General features: G+C 47.5%; 7 protein-coding genes and 2 pseudogenes. 7 read left to right on the top strand and 2 right to left on the bottom strand.

Annotated elements, in window-relative coordinates; all coding sequences use genetic code 11:
- Nucleotides 1-172 precede the first annotated feature (172 nt).
- Nucleotides 173-462, top strand: a pseudogene (locus AAC022_RS19320) (integrase core domain-containing protein); the annotation flags it as partial.
- A 227-nt stretch (nucleotides 463-689) separates the two neighbouring features.
- Here the strand turns inward: AAC022_RS19320 and AAC022_RS19315 are convergent.
- Nucleotides 690-935, bottom strand: coding sequence for a hypothetical protein (locus AAC022_RS19315; RefSeq protein ID WP_339733648.1), 246 nt, complete (start codon nucleotides 933-935; stop codon nucleotides 690-692).
- A 656-nt stretch (nucleotides 936-1,591) separates the two neighbouring features.
- Between AAC022_RS19315 and AAC022_RS19310 the strand changes: the two genes are divergently transcribed.
- The 6 genes and pseudogenes from AAC022_RS19310 to AAC022_RS19285 form a co-directional block, all read left to right on the top strand.
- Complete coding sequence (locus AAC022_RS19310) at nucleotides 1,592-3,022, top strand: endonuclease/exonuclease/phosphatase family protein (RefSeq protein WP_339733647.1); 1,431 nt, start codon at nucleotides 1,592-1,594, stop codon at nucleotides 3,020-3,022.
- Nucleotides 3,019-7,614, top strand: a complete 4,596-nt coding sequence (locus AAC022_RS19305; protein ID WP_339733646.1) for a DUF6603 domain-containing protein — start codon at nucleotides 3,019-3,021, stop codon at nucleotides 7,612-7,614. Before AAC022_RS19310 ends, AAC022_RS19305 begins: the two co-directional genes overlap by 4 nt.
- 6 nt (nucleotides 7,615-7,620) lie before the next feature.
- Complete coding sequence (locus AAC022_RS19300; protein ID WP_339733645.1) at nucleotides 7,621-9,942, top strand: hypothetical protein; 2,322 nt, start codon at nucleotides 7,621-7,623, stop codon at nucleotides 9,940-9,942.
- Nucleotides 9,943-9,969: 27 nt separating this feature from the next.
- Entirely contained in the window at nucleotides 9,970-13,842 is a 3,873-nt protein-coding gene (locus AAC022_RS19295) for a hypothetical protein (protein ID WP_339733644.1), read from the top strand.
- Nucleotides 13,843-13,886: 44 nt separating this feature from the next.
- The gene (locus AAC022_RS19290) at nucleotides 13,887-15,332 is read left to right on the top strand and encodes a hypothetical protein (protein ID WP_339733643.1); all 1,446 of its coding nucleotides are present in this window, start codon (nucleotides 13,887-13,889) and stop codon (nucleotides 15,330-15,332) included.
- Between the two features lie 357 nt (nucleotides 15,333-15,689).
- Nucleotides 15,690-15,873 (top strand): annotated as a pseudogene (locus AAC022_RS19285) (transposase); the annotation flags it as partial.
- Nucleotides 15,874-16,074: 201 nt separating this feature from the next.
- On the opposite strand, the gene AAC022_RS19280 reads toward AAC022_RS19285, so the two are convergent.
- The gene (locus AAC022_RS19280) at nucleotides 16,075-18,255 is read right to left on the bottom strand and encodes a sulfatase (RefSeq protein ID WP_339733642.1); all 2,181 of its coding nucleotides are present in this window, start codon (nucleotides 18,253-18,255) and stop codon (nucleotides 16,075-16,077) included.
- Nucleotides 18,256-18,731 lie beyond the last annotated feature (476 nt).

Below are 18,731 nucleotides of genomic sequence, written 5' to 3'. Positions count from 1 at the left end.
CCAAACAGCCTGGTCCTTGTGAAAAAGTTGCGAATACGAGGCTTTGATCTGTTTTTAGCGCATCATAACAATGGTGAAAATGAAATTCGCATATTGGAGTAGCGATATTGATAAATCATGCAGACACTCGTCCCCTTTATTCAGCTTGTGAAATATAAGGACGACGACATGTATTCGAAGCGATAGTGGTCCTGAGTTCACAGCCAAAAGAGTTCGCGACTGGTTACGGAGAATCGAAGTAAAGACGCTGTTTATTGAGCCAGCAGTCCTTGGGACAATGGATACATTGAATCATTCAATGGAAAGCTAAGGGAAGAATTGCTGAATGGAGAAATCTTCGATACGTTAATAAAAGTGAAGGTTCTCATAGAACGTTGGTGGAAAGAATACAACACAATCCGACCACACAGTTCTCTGGGATACATGGCTCCGGTACCGGAGTCAAACATACAAGTCGTGTGACTGGCGTCATACGTAAGGGCACGTCAATGTGTTAGCATTTCTCCATTTTCCTCACTTGCTGATTCGATTCCATAATTCCTTTAACCAGAATTATGGATACAGACTGAATCAACAATGCGTAGACATAGCCATCGTTGCCTGAGAGTTTGTAACTTTCTTTGACATCATTCATGATCTCCGATACCTGCGAGAAGTATAAGTTTTGGACAACGGATTACGTGCTATTACTAACTATTAAATGAACCTTCAATAACCAGACCATTGGTCGGTCGAGTGATGATCGAAACTGTTGCTATTCCCCCGATTTCGAAGACCGTAGTAGCTTTAACCACGCTTTGCTTATGCTTCATAATGGCCTGTTTTTCCAGGGTATTCACTTTTACAACGCTTTGACTTTGCTTTGCTTTTGATTGGATAATTCGCATATGTGGGGGGCGAACAGGCTGACTCAATCTGCGAGTTTCTAACAACAAGTATCAGATTTCCCTTTCTGTACCTCTGGTGATGCAAGCTGTGATCTACCAGATGTTGGTTAATAGAGAGCAAGTCAAAGACTCCAGAATGCGACATGAATACCTCTCGAATGTCGGCCTGTCACGATCCAATGGTAATGAAGAGAGATATTGTCCCATCAGATCTCGGAGTTTACTTAGATACAAAGCCCTTGCTGGGAGCAAAGTTTTTATGTGACTGGTATCGTTCTTTGGGCACATCTTTTTTAGAATATTTTAGATATGTACATTTTTCGTTTGCATAAACGATCACGTGTGGTTCTAGTGACGTATTGAGTACATAACATTTTGTGTACTCATGGTCTTGTTTACATATTACATAAATCAAATCTACACACTCTACTTAGAGATGAAAATAATCCCTTGTCCAGACAGAAAGAAAAACAGCTGCGCACACTTCACTCTCATTTCTCAAAATTTGAAATGACATCACTCCTATCGGACGACCAATCCAGGGGCAGACTTCTACTCGAGTTTCAATACGAAGATCCCTCACAAGCAAAAGTAAAGACGTGTCAGATTGAAGTAAAGGTCACTGTCTTCCTCCTCGTATTGCCGCAAGGAGTGAAGCGAAATAACTGATTACATTGCACGGTCTTAAGTCTGAGAGAACTGGTATGGCAAATTCATTGAAGCTGCTTTCCTGGAATATCCAGAAATTCGGGGAACAAAAGTTAAATGACAATGCATTTATTGAGTACGTTGCCCTGGTGATTTACAAATCCAAAGCGGATGTCGTCGGGCTCATGGAGCTGGTGGGGTGGCAGGGCAATGAAATTCGAGATGCACTTGTTACAAAACTGAATAATTTGGAAGCGCTCAACAAAACCGGCATTACCTGGGCTGGCGAAGCGAGTGAAATGACTCCGTCACTGCCGAACGAACAGTATTTATATCTCTGGAAAAAAGGCCTGTTCTCGAGAGGGCAAATAGATCTATGGAACGTCATCGGTGAATCGGCGTTCAGCGATTATTTTGCAAAATATAGCAGCACACCTCAACAAGAGGAAGATTTCTGGAAGAGTCTTTACTCCAACGGATGGTTGAATGCTGACTATACCGTGCCATGGGGCAAATGGTTCTCATTAAAGTTCAATGACCAGAATCTCGATCTGACCAAGAAAGCACCTCAGATTAATCTAACTCCGGTACAGAAAACGGAAATTGTAGCCGTCTTGACCAAATGGGTACCAGAGGCATTTCCCACACGAGGTTCACGGCCTCCTTTTCTGTTGAGTGTGAAGACAACCACGACGCCAACTGAGATCGTTTTCATGCTGTTTCACGCGCCGGGTCCAGGGAACGCACTCCCGATCATTGCAAGTAACACACTTACTTTTGTGGAACCGATCCAAACAACGGGTGTCGGGGTCGTGATGGGAGATTTTAATGTGGACTCGAACGATGCCGGGAAAAAGTGGCACCTTGAATATTTCGACAAAGATAAGGGAAGACGTCAATATGTGAAAGATACAGCGGGCAACTTTATTCCAGCGGCACCATTTCAACGTCTGACTGGCCCTGCTTTTGCAACTCAGGCATCAGACAAGACACTGACCAAAGTAGAGGGATACGAAAAACGATTGTGGGATAGTAAAACGAGCACCGTTGCAAATTTTCCCGGTGCGACAAATGTTGTTGCCGATGATGTGACGGTTGCCGCCTTGCGATCCAGTGAATATGACAAATTTTTCGTACGAGCGCCGCAGCCTGATCCTAACCTTCCCAAAGTGATTCCACTGATTGATATGATGGTTCCCAAAGATGTGCAGATCGGTGTGCAACCGGACGGAACTCCCATCATGGAAACACGATCGACGACAAAGACGCCCTATGACGATGAACTCAGTGGGTGCGCTCAACTGATCTATAACAACTGGTGGACACGGCAAAATAACAAAGCAAACAAGTCGGCGACGACACAAAAAAAACTCAAAGACTGCCCTCAGCTGAATACGTCACCAAGCTGTCTGCATGAGGCATATTACGTGTATCGCGAAGCGATCAGCGATCATTTCCCCATTTTTATGGAGCTGCAGTATGCATGAGCGCCGGTCCCGTGTCGTCAATACAGTTTCCGATGAAAGGTCTCCGTGTGAACCTGCTTGACGCGCTTCAATATGATGCTGGTGCCAAAACTATAACGGTTGAGAATGCGCAACTCGGTACGCTGGGGGGCTCCCTGTCGAAGTCGACCGGAAGCAAGGGGCTGACCTTCAGCGGTGTTCAAGCGCCGCCCGCAAAGTCGTCTGGTATGATCTCGTTTCAAGCCAGCTCTCTTGTAATGGGCGGCGAAAAAATTCGAATCCTGTTTCCTGCAGAGAAAACAACCGTTGTACGTTGTGACATTCACAATGCCGACTCCCAGCCTGTTCTGATCATCTCTGTCACACTTGCGGTGGACTGGAAATTAACAGACTCCATTAGCTGGCTGTCAGCAACCTATTGGCAAAATGTCGGATTCAAATCAGGTAACGCTCCCAATTTGGAAGCAACACTTTTTATCTCGACGGGTACGTTTGAGGATTCTGATCGTGGTATCAGTCTCACCGAAGGGGTCTCTCTGTTTGGCATCCTGGACGAATCGCAGGGGCCAATCAAATCGGCAGCCTGGATTACTGGTGACGATCCCAAAGCGTTCGGTCTGATTCAGCTTGAGGAGAGCGGCCCTCCGCAGATTTCCATTGGGCTGGAGGTAGCCAATGCGACCGATGGTCTGGCAGCGATATTTCAGAAATTGAAAGTCCCCATTGATGCACGACTCTTATTTTCGCCTCAATCAATCGAAGTGGTCTCAGGGCTGTATTTGTCCGCCACAATCAACTGGGCGAACAAACCGGTCAAACTAGAAACGACCATTCCAGGAACCGGTGGCGGCGTGTTGGACCTTGCGGTCATAGGACCACTCCCACTACCAACGCCCGATGATCTGACACAATACCTCGGTGGAACAAGTCTGACGACATTTCTTCCCAAGCAGTTTACCGATGCACTGGATTCAATCCACGTCGGCAAACTGCGGTTGGGGATCGGACTCGGCACAAAAACGCTGGAATATGTGGGTGTTACCTTAACAGCACTGGAGACGGCGAACCTGGTCATCGTCAAGAAGTGGGTGGAAATAGGAAACATTCGCTTTGATGTCAACGTGTTTCATCCGTTGAGTGGCAAGCCCTCCCCCTCCTACAGACTTTCCGGCACTCTGGAGATCGGCGGCGTCGATCTGCTTGTCTCTGCGAGTCTTGTTCCCACACCCCGCAAGCCTGATCTTACTGTCGTCGTGCAACTTGATGAACTGAGTGTGATTGATCTCACGATGATTGTCGAGAAATTTGGGCTGCCAGCCGGAGCACCGAAGATTCTCGTGGACGAATTCCAGATGAGTGGTTCGACTTCGGGGTCCTATTTCATTCGAGCGGCGTTGTCTGAGCATCCGGTGGGGCCGGAGCAGGCTCCGTTCATTATGAATGCACTGGTCTTTGAACTGCACTACCCGGGGGAAAACGGTCCAGAGGTAACCTTGGAAGGGGCAATGACGATCGCCGGGGTAGACGCGGAGCTCTTGCTTTCTAATCAGGGAGGCTGGGAGATTCACGGCCAGGCAGGCGAACAGCAGCCTATTGAGATGGGGCAACTGATCGAAGACCTCGGCAGTAAATTCGGCATTACAGTTCCCTCACCGGTAGCGAATCTTGAATTGAAGAATTTGAAATTCAAGTATGCTCCTGCGACCGGCTCATTTTCGTTTACTTGCGAAGGAGACTTCAAGGTACATGACACTCCAGTCAGTCTGGTGGTGACCATCGACGTCACTCGCAGTCTGACCGGCGATGAAAGCAAGCCGCAAACAGTGAAAGGAAAGAAGGGATATAGCGCGACCTTCGGTGGCCAGCTGACGTTGAGTGGACTGGAATTCAATCTGATCTTTAACACTCAGAGTCTGGGGACGGATGTATTTATCGCGTCTTATAGTCATACGGGTGAGCAAAAGGGAATCAGCATTCATGATCTTATCGCAGGCATCTCCAGCGATCTTGCATCAATTGTGCCTGCCAGCCTCGCCATTGGTCTGAAGGACGCCAAATTCGTTTTCTATAAGGATCAGTCGGGCAAGAAGTTTGCCCTCGGACTGGATCTGAGCGCTGGAATCAATCTATCGGATCTTCCACTGATCGGTGCTGAACTGCCACAAGACGCCACCATCAGTATTAGCGACCTGCAGATAGTTTATGCTTCCGTTGCGTTTGAAAAACAGGATGTCGGTGTCGTCAATCCGTTGCTGCCAAAGACCGTAATGCCGTTGCCGGTCAGTGGTGCGGTAGCCGGCTTGAGTGCCGGTGCCGGTATGCAGTTCGGCTCGACTCCGCCTCAGAGGCTCTCGTTACCGATCTCTGGAAGCAGTCCACCAGCAAAACCAACAGGTTCACTACCGAAACCAGCAGGTACGGCAGGAGTTGCCGCCACGGCATCCGCCAGCACGACCTCGAAGGTCAAATGGTTTGATCTGCAGAAATCATTTGGGCCAGTGGCTTTTCAGCGAATCGGAGTGAGCTATGAACAGCAGGCATTATGGTTTCTGCTAGATGGCTCATTGACGATTGGAGGCTTGAAGATCTCAGTCATTGGAATGGGAATTGGCTCGCCTCTTGACCAGTTTGATCCCGAGTTCCAATTACGAGGTCTGGGACTGGAGTACGAAAGCGGCCCGCTGACAATCGGCGGCAGTTTTATGGAAGTTGATCCGCCTCCAAAGGGAACCAAATTTGAGTACACTGGAGATGCCGTCATTCAAGCCGAGAAGTTCTCGCTGGCTGCCATCGGTTCCTATGCGGTGCTGGAGAATGGCCAGGCCTCGTTATTTGTCTTTGCGAGCATCGAGGCTGCATTTGGTGGACCGCCATCCGTTTTCGTGACTGGACTCGCTGCCGGTTTTGGCTATAACCGGACAGTTGCCATCCCCGCACCGGACGAGGTCGCTCACTTTCCGCTCCTGGCGCTGACTGCGGATAGTGGGCCTCAAACTCCGACTCCAGCCGATGTGCTGGCGATTCTGGAAGGGCAGGCGGAATATGCACCGGGTAAGAAAAAAGCCTGGATCAGTCCTTACGCTGGCGAATACTGGCTGGCGCTGGGGGTTGAGTTTACGTCTTACGAGCTGATGCACTCGCGCGTTGTGCTGATCGCCAAGTTCGGCAAGGAGCTGGAAATCGCATTACTGGGGCTCTCTTCCATTCGCCTGCCGCAATCCGGTGATGTGGAGTACGCGTTTGCAGAACTGCAAATCGAAGCCGACTGGAAGCCTGCCGAAGGCTTTTTTGGTTTGACTGCAATTCTGACTTCCAATTCCTTCGTCATCACTCCGGACTGTCACCTCACCGGTGGTTTCGCTTTTTATCTGTGGTACAGTGGCGATCGCGAAGGGCAGTTTGTGGTTACACTGGGCGGTTATCACCCACTTTTTCGCGTGCCAGACTTTTATCCCAAGGTTCCGCGACTTGGATTTAACTGGGCCGTCAGCGACAAGGTAACAATCAAAGGCGGCGCTTATTTTGCACTCACACCTGCGGCGGTGATGGCCGGAGGAGGTCTGGAAGTCCTCTTTCATGATGGTAACTTAAAAGCCTGGTTTATCGCGCACGCCGATATGTTGATTACGTTTAAACCGTTCCACTATTTAATCGACATCGGCATCAGTATCGGGGCTTCTTATCGTCTGCATTTGTTGTTTATTACAAAAACGGTCACGATTGAACTGGGAGCCTCGCTTGAGCTCTGGGGGCCGCCTTCTGGTGGAAAAGCACACATCAGCTGGTTCATCATCTCCTTTACGGTTTCGTTTGGGGCGGATCAAGGGGCTGGCAGTGACACACCCATTGAATGGTCCACGTTTAAGTCTCTTTTGCCGGCTCTGGATAACGTCTGCAAAATTCAGGCGAATGACGGACTTAGTAAAAGCATTCCCAGCAAGCTTGATGCGAAGAAAAAGATCTGGCTGGTCCGATGTGATCTGTTCGAATTTTCGACCGCATCCGCGATTCCGTCCAGTAAGTTCTCGCATGGGCAAGGGACTTCGTTGACGGCAGAGGAGCCCTACAACGTCCAGGTTCGTCCAATGAACAAAACCAACGTTAATTCAACGCATCACTTAACAGTTACCAGGGACGGCGCGCCGCACGATGTATCGAGCTGGTCCATTCAGCCGGCTTTTCGCAACATGCCCACTACGCTATGGGGCGATCCACTGAAAGACGGTCTACAGCGTTTTAAACTCAACCCCAGCGTACCGAGCAACGACACTGTCCCTCAGGTGCCAGTAGGTCTCAACATTAAACCACCTCGTCCGAATTTGGGCAGTTCGGCGGGAGAGATGCCCTTTCAACTTCTGAAATATGACGACCTGCGCATTCCCGGTGAAATGCCGATTTCCAATCAAGTGACGGCAACAATGACATATCGGCCGCAGTTCAACGACACTTCAATCAAAGAAATCGAGGGGATTTCAGGTGAGGTGAAAACCAGCAGAGACGATTTATATACCGTGTTGAGCAGTTCTGGTATTTACAGCGGTAGTAATGCGGCGATGGAAAATATGGCAAATCAGGCGGGGCATCTTTATGCCGCTGCGCCGCTGGAGGTGTGAACAAGAATGGCAACTGACATCAAGATCGGTGACATACAATTTTACGATGACTTTCTTCCGTCGCTGACTGCCGGAAACTATCAAATTGGTGTTAAGCAAACCGTTACGGATCTGGCGATTCCAGATGACGATCATGACAAACTGAGCGCGGTTCAGGAGTTCATCGTCCATGCACCACAATTCGCCGTGGATCCCCTCGAAATCCACGGTATGATCCCGCCGAGTAACAGTACGGGAAAGTTTGCGGATGAATTACCACATCTTGTATTGAATAAACGCGTCATCCCATGGGAACGAAAAATGCGCGACAAGGATATGCCGTGGATGGCGCTCCTAGTCTTGCAGGAGGATGAGTTGATCGTGCCGGCTGATCCAGTGAGGACAGACCCACAAACAAAAGCTGTTAAATCAACAGTAGGTGAATATCAGAAGCTGAGTAAGAGTAAAGACATCCTCGTACCGACACTCACGAAGGAAGATGACATTTCTGATGAACAGGTCTGCTATTACATCCAACTATCGCCGGATGTCTTCCAAACCGTGATGCCCAATGCCGACGAACTGAAATACCTGACGCACGTCCGCCAGGTTAACACGGGCGATAAAGCGATCATGGGGATCAAGGATGATGGTTGGTTTGGTGTTGTGACTGCCAATCGCTTTCCGCAATCACAGGCCGGGGATACCAGTGGCGTTAAAAATATTGTGCATCTTATATCGCTGGAAAAGATGGAACCGTATCTGTTGGGACAGCCCGATTTTTCGATTTCCGGAACCACGGAGAATTACCAGAAGATTGGTCTCCTTTCACTGGCTCGGTGGACTTTTCGCTGTTTGCCTGACAACAAGGAAGATTTTCGCGGATTAATGGAACACATGGTGTTTGCTGAGTATGACGAGCAAACGAAGAAGTATCTGCCAAATAACCTGTGGTTGCGACAGCCTCCCGTGACTCCCCAGGCCGGGAGTTCGGATGCGATAGGAGAAGTGCAACAGCGTCTCCAGAATGGTTATGTCCCGTTGCCGTATCACACACGTAGTGGCGAGGATACCTTTGCCTGGTATCGGGGTCCACTGACGCCAGTTTTGCCTGCAACACTTACCAAGACTGAGCCCTTTCAGACGGCTGATTCCGCGATGATTTATGACAAGTCTCGAGGAGTGTTTGACAATTCTCTTGCCGCAGCTTGGCAGATTGGACGTATGCTTTCAATGTCGAAACAGAGTTTTGGCCAAAAGCTGCTTGATTTTCGTCGTCGCACACATCGACTGGCAGATCGGTTGCTTGAGAATCTAAAGCAATTCGGTTTTGACAGTGGTGCTAACCTGGAGAAACTGGCCAGCCAGCACCTGATGCACGACACATTCATCAATATGTTGCAGAGCGATCTGCTGGGAAAAGTTGCACACCCACCAGAGGATAAAGGCACCAAACCGGCTGCAAAGCCGGAGCCACAAAATCCGCAAGCCGCACTGCAAGAGTTTCTGGCTCGTTCAGACGTGCAAGCGACGATACAGCAGCTAACCAGTGAGGACCTTGATCTGATCACTCAGCGTCTGGCAAAATGGCAACTGTTATATGACGTACCATTCGATTACCTTGTCCCGAATCCGGCGATGTTGCCGATGGAATCGATACGCTTCTTTTATCTCGACCAGAACTGGTTGGACGCGATGTTAGATGGATCGCTTTCCATTGCCATGCACTCGACTCGCGACACCGCTTTACACAAATTGACTAAAGGGCTAGTGCGTGATGGTGTCAAGACTGCCACGCAAGTTCTCCGCGATAAATTGCGGGGGCTGGATTCCGCTTCAAGTAGCGATCATGACACTCACATGTGCGGATTTCTGATGCGTTCGGCAGTCGTTGCGGGGTGGCCGGGTCTGGCTGTGCGTGGCTACAAGGATGAGGCACGAACCAACATGGTCAAACTTCTGCGCATGGATCATCTTTCGAAGAATGTACTGCTATGTATTTTCTGGGGAATTCCGAAGTGGATCGATATCAGTGAACCGCAGGAAGGTTTTCAATTCGGCATGAGCCAGGATGGCGATATTGACTTGCGCAGTATCGTCACCAATCAATCGCAACATCCACTGGGGACTGAACTCGGCGCCCCATATGTAATCCGGGATAAACATCTACGGGCAGGCCGCGTTCTGGATATACGCCCTGGTGCTGCGGACGGTTTGGTGCAATCGATCGCAACACAACTCACAAGCCGAATGGGTTTGAAGGGGGCATTGACATTACGGCCTTCTGATTTTGCGCTGCAGATGGTTAAATCACCACAACGTCTGATTTTCAAGGTTCCGAATTCCTGATAAAGAAGATTATAAGGTAAGTATTTTATGACGAATCCGACTCTGCTGGTTCCCGTTCATGTTGACGCGTATGTTGTCAGTCAACAGGTTTTGGACAATCAGCCGATGCGGCGGTGGGCGCAGGTGTATACGAATATCCCTGGATTCAGCAGCTCAGAGCCGGACTTTACAGATGTGAGTAAGGGAATCCTAACAGATCCAGGTGTGTATTTGTTTTGGACTCTGCCAGCGGCATTGCGTCATGGGAATCAGAATCCCCGGACGAGACAGATTGAGTTTCCGCTCGTGCCCAACCGTTGGTTGATCATGCGTGTGAGCGGCCCGCTGACAAATCGCACAGCAGTCTCCTGGGTGTTGGAAAGCGACGCGCCAGGTGATGAAAGCTCAAGCACTTACGCCTTTGATCCATCGATTATCAAAGCCTGGCAATCCAGTAAGGATCCCAATCGACTGGCGGCAGGGAAACGGATGAATTCACAGACAGATGCATTGGTTACCGATGTGTTAGGGCAGGTTTTTCCTCTCCGAGGGGCAGGTTCACAAGAAAGCTGGACAGAGCAGGGCATTCCAGATCTTTTTGTGAAAGCAGTGGCCCCGGGCAATCCGCTATTCAGTGCATACCAGCCACACTGTCGCAACGTGTTTTCTTTCCATGATCAACTGACCGTTCCGAAAGACACAGTGAGCTATCTGGTTGTGGGGTGGTATTCGAATGCCGAAAAAGACCCACTTAACATATGCCAGCAGAATAAAGCAACTCACATGACAGCGAGCGATGCTTACCAGAAACAGTTGTGTGAGTACAAATGGACTTTGGCTGAAACCACGGAGAATCTGGACGTTCTGGATGCCAATCAGGCAATGATTGCAGATACGGATGTTCCGACCAGCAGCCTTTATCACGGAATGGTTTTTGGAGTGGATTGGGACACGCAGAAAAAGACTGAAACCATCATTGATAAGGACGTCGGCATCCACGTCGCTGTCGGGAATAACAGCATTGATGCTTTTAAAGCCCTTGTTGATCGCCAATTACGTGATCGGGCTGTATCTGATCCCAAGGTTGCCAGCCTGCTGAAGAACTATCCGAACATCGCCCGGATGCTGGAGGCCTTTCAGTATGATATGTTGAACGTGCTGGACGAACCGAATGGCGATGTCCAGCTTGATTATAAAATTCGCCAGCAATGGTTTGGTTCCAAACCAAGTGGTTATCGCTGGGCGATCGTCGATACCAGTTCCGACGAAACACAGAAGAAGTCCGATGTACAGCGAAAGCAGGAAGCCGAACAGGAAGTCTGGCTATCAGAACTTAACAAAAATCAGGCAACTTACGACACAGCGGTAAAAGAACTCCAGGCCGCACAATGGCAGCTCTATGCCACATGGTTCAAAAAAGGCAAGTTCGATCAACTGCTGTCGTTTCTTCAGCCTAAAGGGCTGACTGACGAGCAGTTTGACAAGGCTCTGACGCCGAAAAATGACAGTTCCTACGATCCCACGTCTCCGCCGAGCAGAAATAATATTTATAGTCTTCCGCTGGCAATCCACAATCAGCAAACGCAGATTTCAGAGATCCTGCAGCCCAAGATTCCTGCACCAATCTATCAGGGGCCCCAAAATACTCCCGAGCAGGCGTTAGCAAACGGGATTGAGGCCTATTCCAAAGCGAAACGGGATCAGAAGCAGTTGGCGGCGGATCGTGTTATGAAAGCCGTAACGAGCCCGCGTTATTGGTCTCCGAATGACCCGGTTGTCATGATTACCGGGGCCAATAATACCAACCAGATCAAACCAAAAGACAGTCTAACCTGCCGTCTGGCCTCGCAAATCGTGAATGAGATCAAAACAGCGGACGGTAAAACGTCAATCACTGCCGCAGACTTAGGGACGAGTATTCCTTCTCTGGAAGTGACGCCTCAAGAACTGGCGAAAGCCATGCAGGGTGATTTCATACCGTCCGAAACCGCCCAACAGTTTGCGACTACGATTGGACAGCTGTTGAATGAATTCTACTTTCTGGATCCGGTCAATGCGGCCAGCCTGACACTTCGTGAGCCAGGCTTCACAGAGGCTTTCATCACTCAGTATAATGCGGAAAACTTTTGTGGCGTATTGCCGGCGATGATCCCCGGTGACTGGGCACAGCCCTGGAATCCGCTATTTCTCAAGTGGACGGCGGATTGGTATGCCATCGATTTTCCAGAATGGAAGTTTGACGGGACCGACTATCAATATTCCGGGAATGTCACGAGTGAACCGAGGGCGCTTGGTGGTGACCTGTTACTAACGGCGCAAACAAATTATTTGTTTCATGATCGGCTCGAGAAGTTTGTGAGTAAGAATCCCCGATCGGGTGAACTTTTGGAGCATCTTGACAAACTGATCCATACGATTGACAACTGGGATATGGTCTCGCAGGCCCTGGTTGGATTTAGCGACCAGATTGGCATACGTGATTCGCGCACGAATCGCGCTCCAGATCAACATACCAAGTATGAGTTTGACACTAAGAAGTCGAAATCCCTGCTTGAGCTGGTTGGAGATCAATACGACACGCTACCTTACATCAAGACAACCGATGATGCGGACCAGCGTGATTTCTCGGGTGTGAGACAGGGGCAAATGAGTTTTACCTATCTGGCAATCTACGACTCTTTTGGTCAGGTTTTAGAAGCTGTGGGTGATTCCGGCTTGAAAAGTGCCGATGTGTTCGAGCCAATCCTGGCGGAAGGTTTTGTTCCAGGCAAGCCTATCGAATCTCGCAATCCTAAACGTTTCGTCCAATTACCACCCCGGTTGATTCAACACAGCCGGCTCAATTTCCGTATGCAGGATGTTATCGATGACAAGAGATTCGTTGATATCTACCAAGATGCTAACCCCGTTGCCGGCTGGTTGCTGCCCAATCATCTGGACGCTTCTATCGGACTCTATGACAACCAGGGGATCAGCCTGGGTGAGTTGCGTTTATTAGCAACAGATGCTGGCGGTATGACGATCGGCTGGCAAGCAGCACCACATAGTCAGTTCACCAAAATTGATGACGTCAAGAGCCATGCACCACACTTGGGTAAAATTATCGATGCGATTCAGGCCAAAAGCACTGTTGCCTTTGAGAACTTTCTCCAGGTCATTGACGAAACGCTATGGACCGTTGATCCGATGGGAGCACGCGACGATCAGAACCTCTCAGTATTAGTCGGGCGGCCGTTAGCACTTGTGAGGTCTCAACTGCAGTTCGAACTGGACGGGCCTCCGCTCAGTGATGCCGGCTGGAGTGCAACGTTTTACCCACCGGTGCCGGATTTTATACAATACGACTTCGAGATCAGGTTGGGAGAACAAGAATTACGTAACGACGGACTCATCGGCTACTATCTGAATGATGATTACGACATCATTCATTGTGTGCATCAACTAGAACAAGGCACTCCGCTTGCCGGTTATGTCAAGTCGATTGAACCGGGTAATTTCATACCACTCAAATTCGATGGAAAAAGTAGAGCAGAACTGCTTTTATTGTGCGACCCGCGGGCAAGTATCCATGCAGTCACTGGGATCCTGCCAGTAAAAACGCTGGATTTACCTGATCGATTCGTTGACCCTGTACTCAAGAAAATGGAAATCAGTTTCTCTGTTGGTCCGCTGTTGACGCAGATTCAAAAGAATTTGGGGAGTGCTGATCAGGGAGGGGCGTATCCTCAGGCCATCACAGTTCCGATACCTGCGGAACGACATGGGCAATGGTCCTGGTGGGAAAAAGCATATCAATCAGGTCAGGAATCGTGGTCGCCACCCTATGCACTGGCCAACATTGATGACAGCGCGCGTCTTAATGATACCACCCGGTCTCTGCGCGAAGGTTCTCTGCAACTGCAGATCAAACTCGAAGAATAATAGATTGTGATATTTTATTACCCCTATCAACGGAGATTTACAAGATGGCAGACAGTCCAGCACTACTCATTTACAACACGGCTACGGATCCCAGTCCCATCAACGCCAGCACTGCCACTAATTCCAGCACTGCCAGAGTGGGCATCAATGTCACTCCACCTTCGGGCAAAGCGGTCTATTGTAAGGAAATTGATTTCTACATTCCGACCAAGGGATTGAGTCAAACAGATTCGTTCTCTCCGACCGTCAATACGACTAAATGGCTTGCCTCGGTGGGGACCATGGTCGACGGGAGTGAATTGAATCTGGATGCAGGTACCAGTTATGTGCCGGTCAAGTTTTCGTGTGCGTCATCTAAAGATTACGAGATCAATTACCCTCTAATCTTTACGATCGGTGTGACCGGCGTCACCAGGACGCCCAGCAATTTAAACATCCAAATTGTGGAGCAGTCTAGCGGGGTAATAACGGGGCCGTTTACGCCACCACGAACATCCAGTTTCGTGGTGAGCGTGGTGGCTGCCAGTATTTTTGTACGAAATTTCGTTGCCAGTAAGTATGATGCTTCAAATCCTACCGCCATTACCCCTGGTGGTGACTTTACCAATGGTGAACCGATCAAGTTGAGTTGGGAAGGCAATGCAGGCAAGTACGAGGTGTTTACTGTTCCTGGAACGACGCCTGTTTATTCCGGCACGGATAATTCCTACGTGCTCTCATCGGGGGTTGCCAACGCGACCTCGTTTGTGCTGGTAGGCAGTCTTGTTGATTCGGTATTTGCAGAAACAATCTATCGATATGAAACCTTGACTATTCGTATTACCGATCCAGACCTGACGCCAAAATCGATCGCAACGGCTGCAATTACGGGAGACGCTACAGTCGGCGGTACTTTAGGGGTGACAGGCGCCTCAACAATGGCCATCGCCAATATAACCGGACCTCTCAGTGTCGGGGGCGGCGCAGCATTGAATGGAACACTCGATGTAAAGGGGGCGACAACGCTTGACGTCGCTAGTATTGCGGGAGCATTGGCGGCCAGTGGTTCTGTGTCTATGATCCAAAATGCAACGAGTGTCAAGGCAGGCTCGTATGTTGCTAAAACCGATGGATTTGTGGTAGGTGTGGTCGGCGCGGCTTCCTCGGCAGCCGTACGATGCGTCACCTGGATGTTTGCGAGCACGACAGGCGTCGCGGCTAATACGGTGGGGGGCAATGTGAGCTGGGTCGCGACTGATATGCGGAGTGGAGTGAGCTACAGTAACCACGGCTCCTTCACTCTGCCTGTCAGGCAAGGAGCCCCCTGGTCGGTCACTGTTACGAACGCGTCAGGGAATACGGAGGACGCACCCACCAGTATTTTCTGGATCCCGCTTGGTTCTGATAGTGGTAGTTCGTTGGAAGCGTTATCAGAAGCCGAAGCAGACCAGCTTAACTTCGATCAATTCAACCTTCGCCAAGCGGCTGTGGAGCTAATACAGCCTGAGTGAGAAACCGATATCTCGTGTCGATCATTTTTTCAAGTTGAGAGGTCTCAAACTCGTTCGACCGAAAAGTTACGCTGAGGTATTTGGCAAAGTTTAAGGCCTTCGTCACTTCAACGAAGGCCTTGAACTTTGTAAGTGATTGATTTAGTTTAGCTTGAGAAAACTAGACCTGGATGGATTCGAGGTCCCAACTCCCGGTTTCGAAGCGTTTGATCGATAGAACCAATCTTTGGTAACGCTTAACAAATGTCTGTTTTCCAAGACTTTATACTTTACCTCCGCTTCAACTGGTCTGCTTTTCAAAAACTGATCCAATTGTTATGAAGATTCTTAGCGTCCTTTTGACGAGGAGAACTTTTAATGAGCAAGCGAAGAAAACGTCACAACCCCGAGCAGATTGTCCGCAAGTTGCGTGATGCGGATGCTGAACGCTGGCAAAGATCTGGCTTCCATCCTGCAGAATCTCGAAGTCAGTGAATCGACTTATCTGCGTTGGCGTAATCAGTACGGTGGCATGAAATCGGAAGAAGCCAAGCGTCTCAAACAACATGAAGAGTCGCTGCTGAGAATGGTGACCGCGGTCCTGGTGGAGCTCAGCTATGACTGGGAAACCGGAATGAAATACCTGACAATATAATACTGATCACAGAGACCGAAGGTCCCAGGAATTTACAGAAAGTTTGTTGCTTTATCGTGAGGGAATTCAACCATCCAGAATTTTTACAGCTTCTCATAGTACTAAACATTACTGGCCAGCTGCACGCAATTCAGCATGTTTAATAAGACGGTCAATAAGGACCTTCTCAACAAAGGGTGTTTTCGGCGGATTAAAAATATTGTAATATTTTGGATAAGAATAATATAACAGTTGGTTTGTTCGCCACTCTCTGCAGATGTTTTGCAATATTTTCGTGACTGTTTTTTCTTGTGGTGCAAGGTTTTCATGTATTTCAAGGTCAGTTGGTCGAAAAAATAATTCTGTTTTATATTTATTTTCATCTTGAATATATTTCCATCCAGTTCCTGATATAACACTGTCAATGCTTGCAAATGGGTTGCAACAATGGATGAATATCAAACGCTCATTATTCGGTGGTCGTTCCCCAGAGAGGATATTTATCCCCTGAAACGAAGGGTGTGGAGGTAGTTCCAAAATTCCTAATATGGTAGGAACAATATCAATGGCTTGTACTAAATACTCGTCGTTCTTTGGCATAATCAATTTGGGATTAGTAATAATCAGCCCTGTTCTAATTACTGTTTCTAACGGCTCTCCTGCATGACCTGCAACTTTGTTTTCCAGAAATGCTTCACCATGATCACCAGTGATAATAATAATTGTATTGTCACTAATACCTGTTTCATCTAACTCATCGGTGAGATATTTTATTTGGGAATCAATATAAGATAACGCATTGTAATAAGCGTTTTTGACAATCGGAATATCTTCTTTGTTGTAGTCTAATAGAGACACTCCAGAATTTAGAGTGCTCGGTTGAAATGGGCCTGATTCCCTGTCAGGACGTTCGTATGGAAAATGAGAAGTCTGAAGGTTCATTGATAGGAAAAAAGAGGTCTGCGAATCCTGTCTATCTTTAATCCATTTAATGGCATGCCTGACGGTGATAGCGTCATCTAATTTCCCTGCAACCATCCCTGTTTCTTTTTGCCACATTGAAAAATCGCCCTTTTCAGAGATGGTCGGGCCTTTGTATGCTCTTGAATCAAAGAGTATATCCAAATTTGGGCTTTCATAAAACAGATGCATATTACTCCATGCTTCATTTTGCGAAGAGAATATTGCTGTTGCATAACCATACTGTTTGAGTAAATCATAAATGAGAACTTTGGACCAAGGATCTTTTTTACTATAGAAATGTGGATGAGCCGTTCTTAAAGGATAGAGTGAGCATAGAATCGAAGGGTCAGAGTAATCAGAATGTGTACTACAAGAGTAACAATTAGGAAAAAAACACCCCTTATATGCCATACTTGCTACATGTGGCATTACCATTATTCCCTGATGTTTCATAAGGATAGAATCACTCCGTAATGATTCTATGGTAATCAAGATGACGTTTTTTTTGTTCTCTGTTTTGAGTTCAGGAAATGATTCAGGCTTGAAGCTTGCTAAAGGGCTTAAATATTTAAGTGGAATTTCGCCTTCAATCTTTGGTTTGGTTGAAGAAAGAAGATTGCCTGCAATAGTCATCGCAGGGTCTACATGGTAGCACAATTCATACGAATATGGTGCCCATGGATTCTTGACTATGTCTATGCTGGCGCGATATTGAGGCGAAGAATCGTTTGTGTACGAGGTGCTGGCAAAAACTAATATATTGACGCTAATTGCTAATATAATAAATTGAAGAATGGAAAAACGGTTCTCAATTTTGCAGATATGTTCAATGTTTTTTTTAAGAGCAAGAAAGCTTAACAACGTAATCGCAAAGCAACATCCCAAGCTGGCTACGAGCATAAAACGTTCTGCCTGCCAGAAGTATTTTTGTAACATGTTGGCATTAATTGTTGCGAACCAGAATGCATCCAGTGTGGGAAATACATTCAGTCTCCAAAAATAATACCAACTCAATACGTAAAGATTGATACAGGAAATAACAGGGATAATTGCAAGAAAATAAACAACATGTTTATAAATGTTTGATGAAATATATGACCCAATAAATTGCATCAACTGAATGTACCAGAAGCCAATCCATGCAATCACGGACCATAAAACAAAGGTAAGACCAACCAATCCTATTTTAGCAATAATATTTAACTCTTCATTATCCCAGTAACTTTGTTCATGGAAACTGTGTAGCAATAGTTCAATAAAAATGATGACGAATACGACAAGGGCCAAACCTCGATTGGGAAAAAATCGAGCTCCCCAGTCTTTAGTACAACTTATGATCTGGTACATGTTACGCTTCACACGTGGAAGATTCTTGAAATTGTTTAAAGAGACAATTTATTGAATATCTTGCCCAGCCCTAATAGTGGTTGGGTTATTTTTTTTGCAGAAAAGAACATATTTGCACTTTTTACTTTACTAATTTATAAAGACTGGGTACCCTTTTGTCTATGATGTGATCTAATAATCCCTTGTACGTAAAGTGCATTATATCCATATGAAGACCTTAAATCTTGATCGCTATTAAATTAAGAAATATGTATCTTCATTTTTCTAAGAATAACCGACAATAGTGAGCGATTTTTGTCTGTCTGTTTCTAGTGAGAATTTGATCTGCTTTAGTTATTCAGTCAATTTCTAACAAAAATATTCCGGGTTGCTGAATGATAAACAAATGACAACAAATGGATGGTTGCCCCTGATCTTCGAGTGTTCATTTTTAATTGTGGACTCCTAACAGCACTATTCCCAATTTGGGATGAGGA

Origin of the sequence: uncultured Gimesia sp., assembly GCF_963976445.1 — a bacterium.
GTDB lineage: Bacteria > Planctomycetota > Planctomycetia > Planctomycetales > Planctomycetaceae > Gimesia.
Note: the sequence above shows the minus strand (reverse complement) of the source record. Positions and strands in the feature narration are given on the sequence as shown.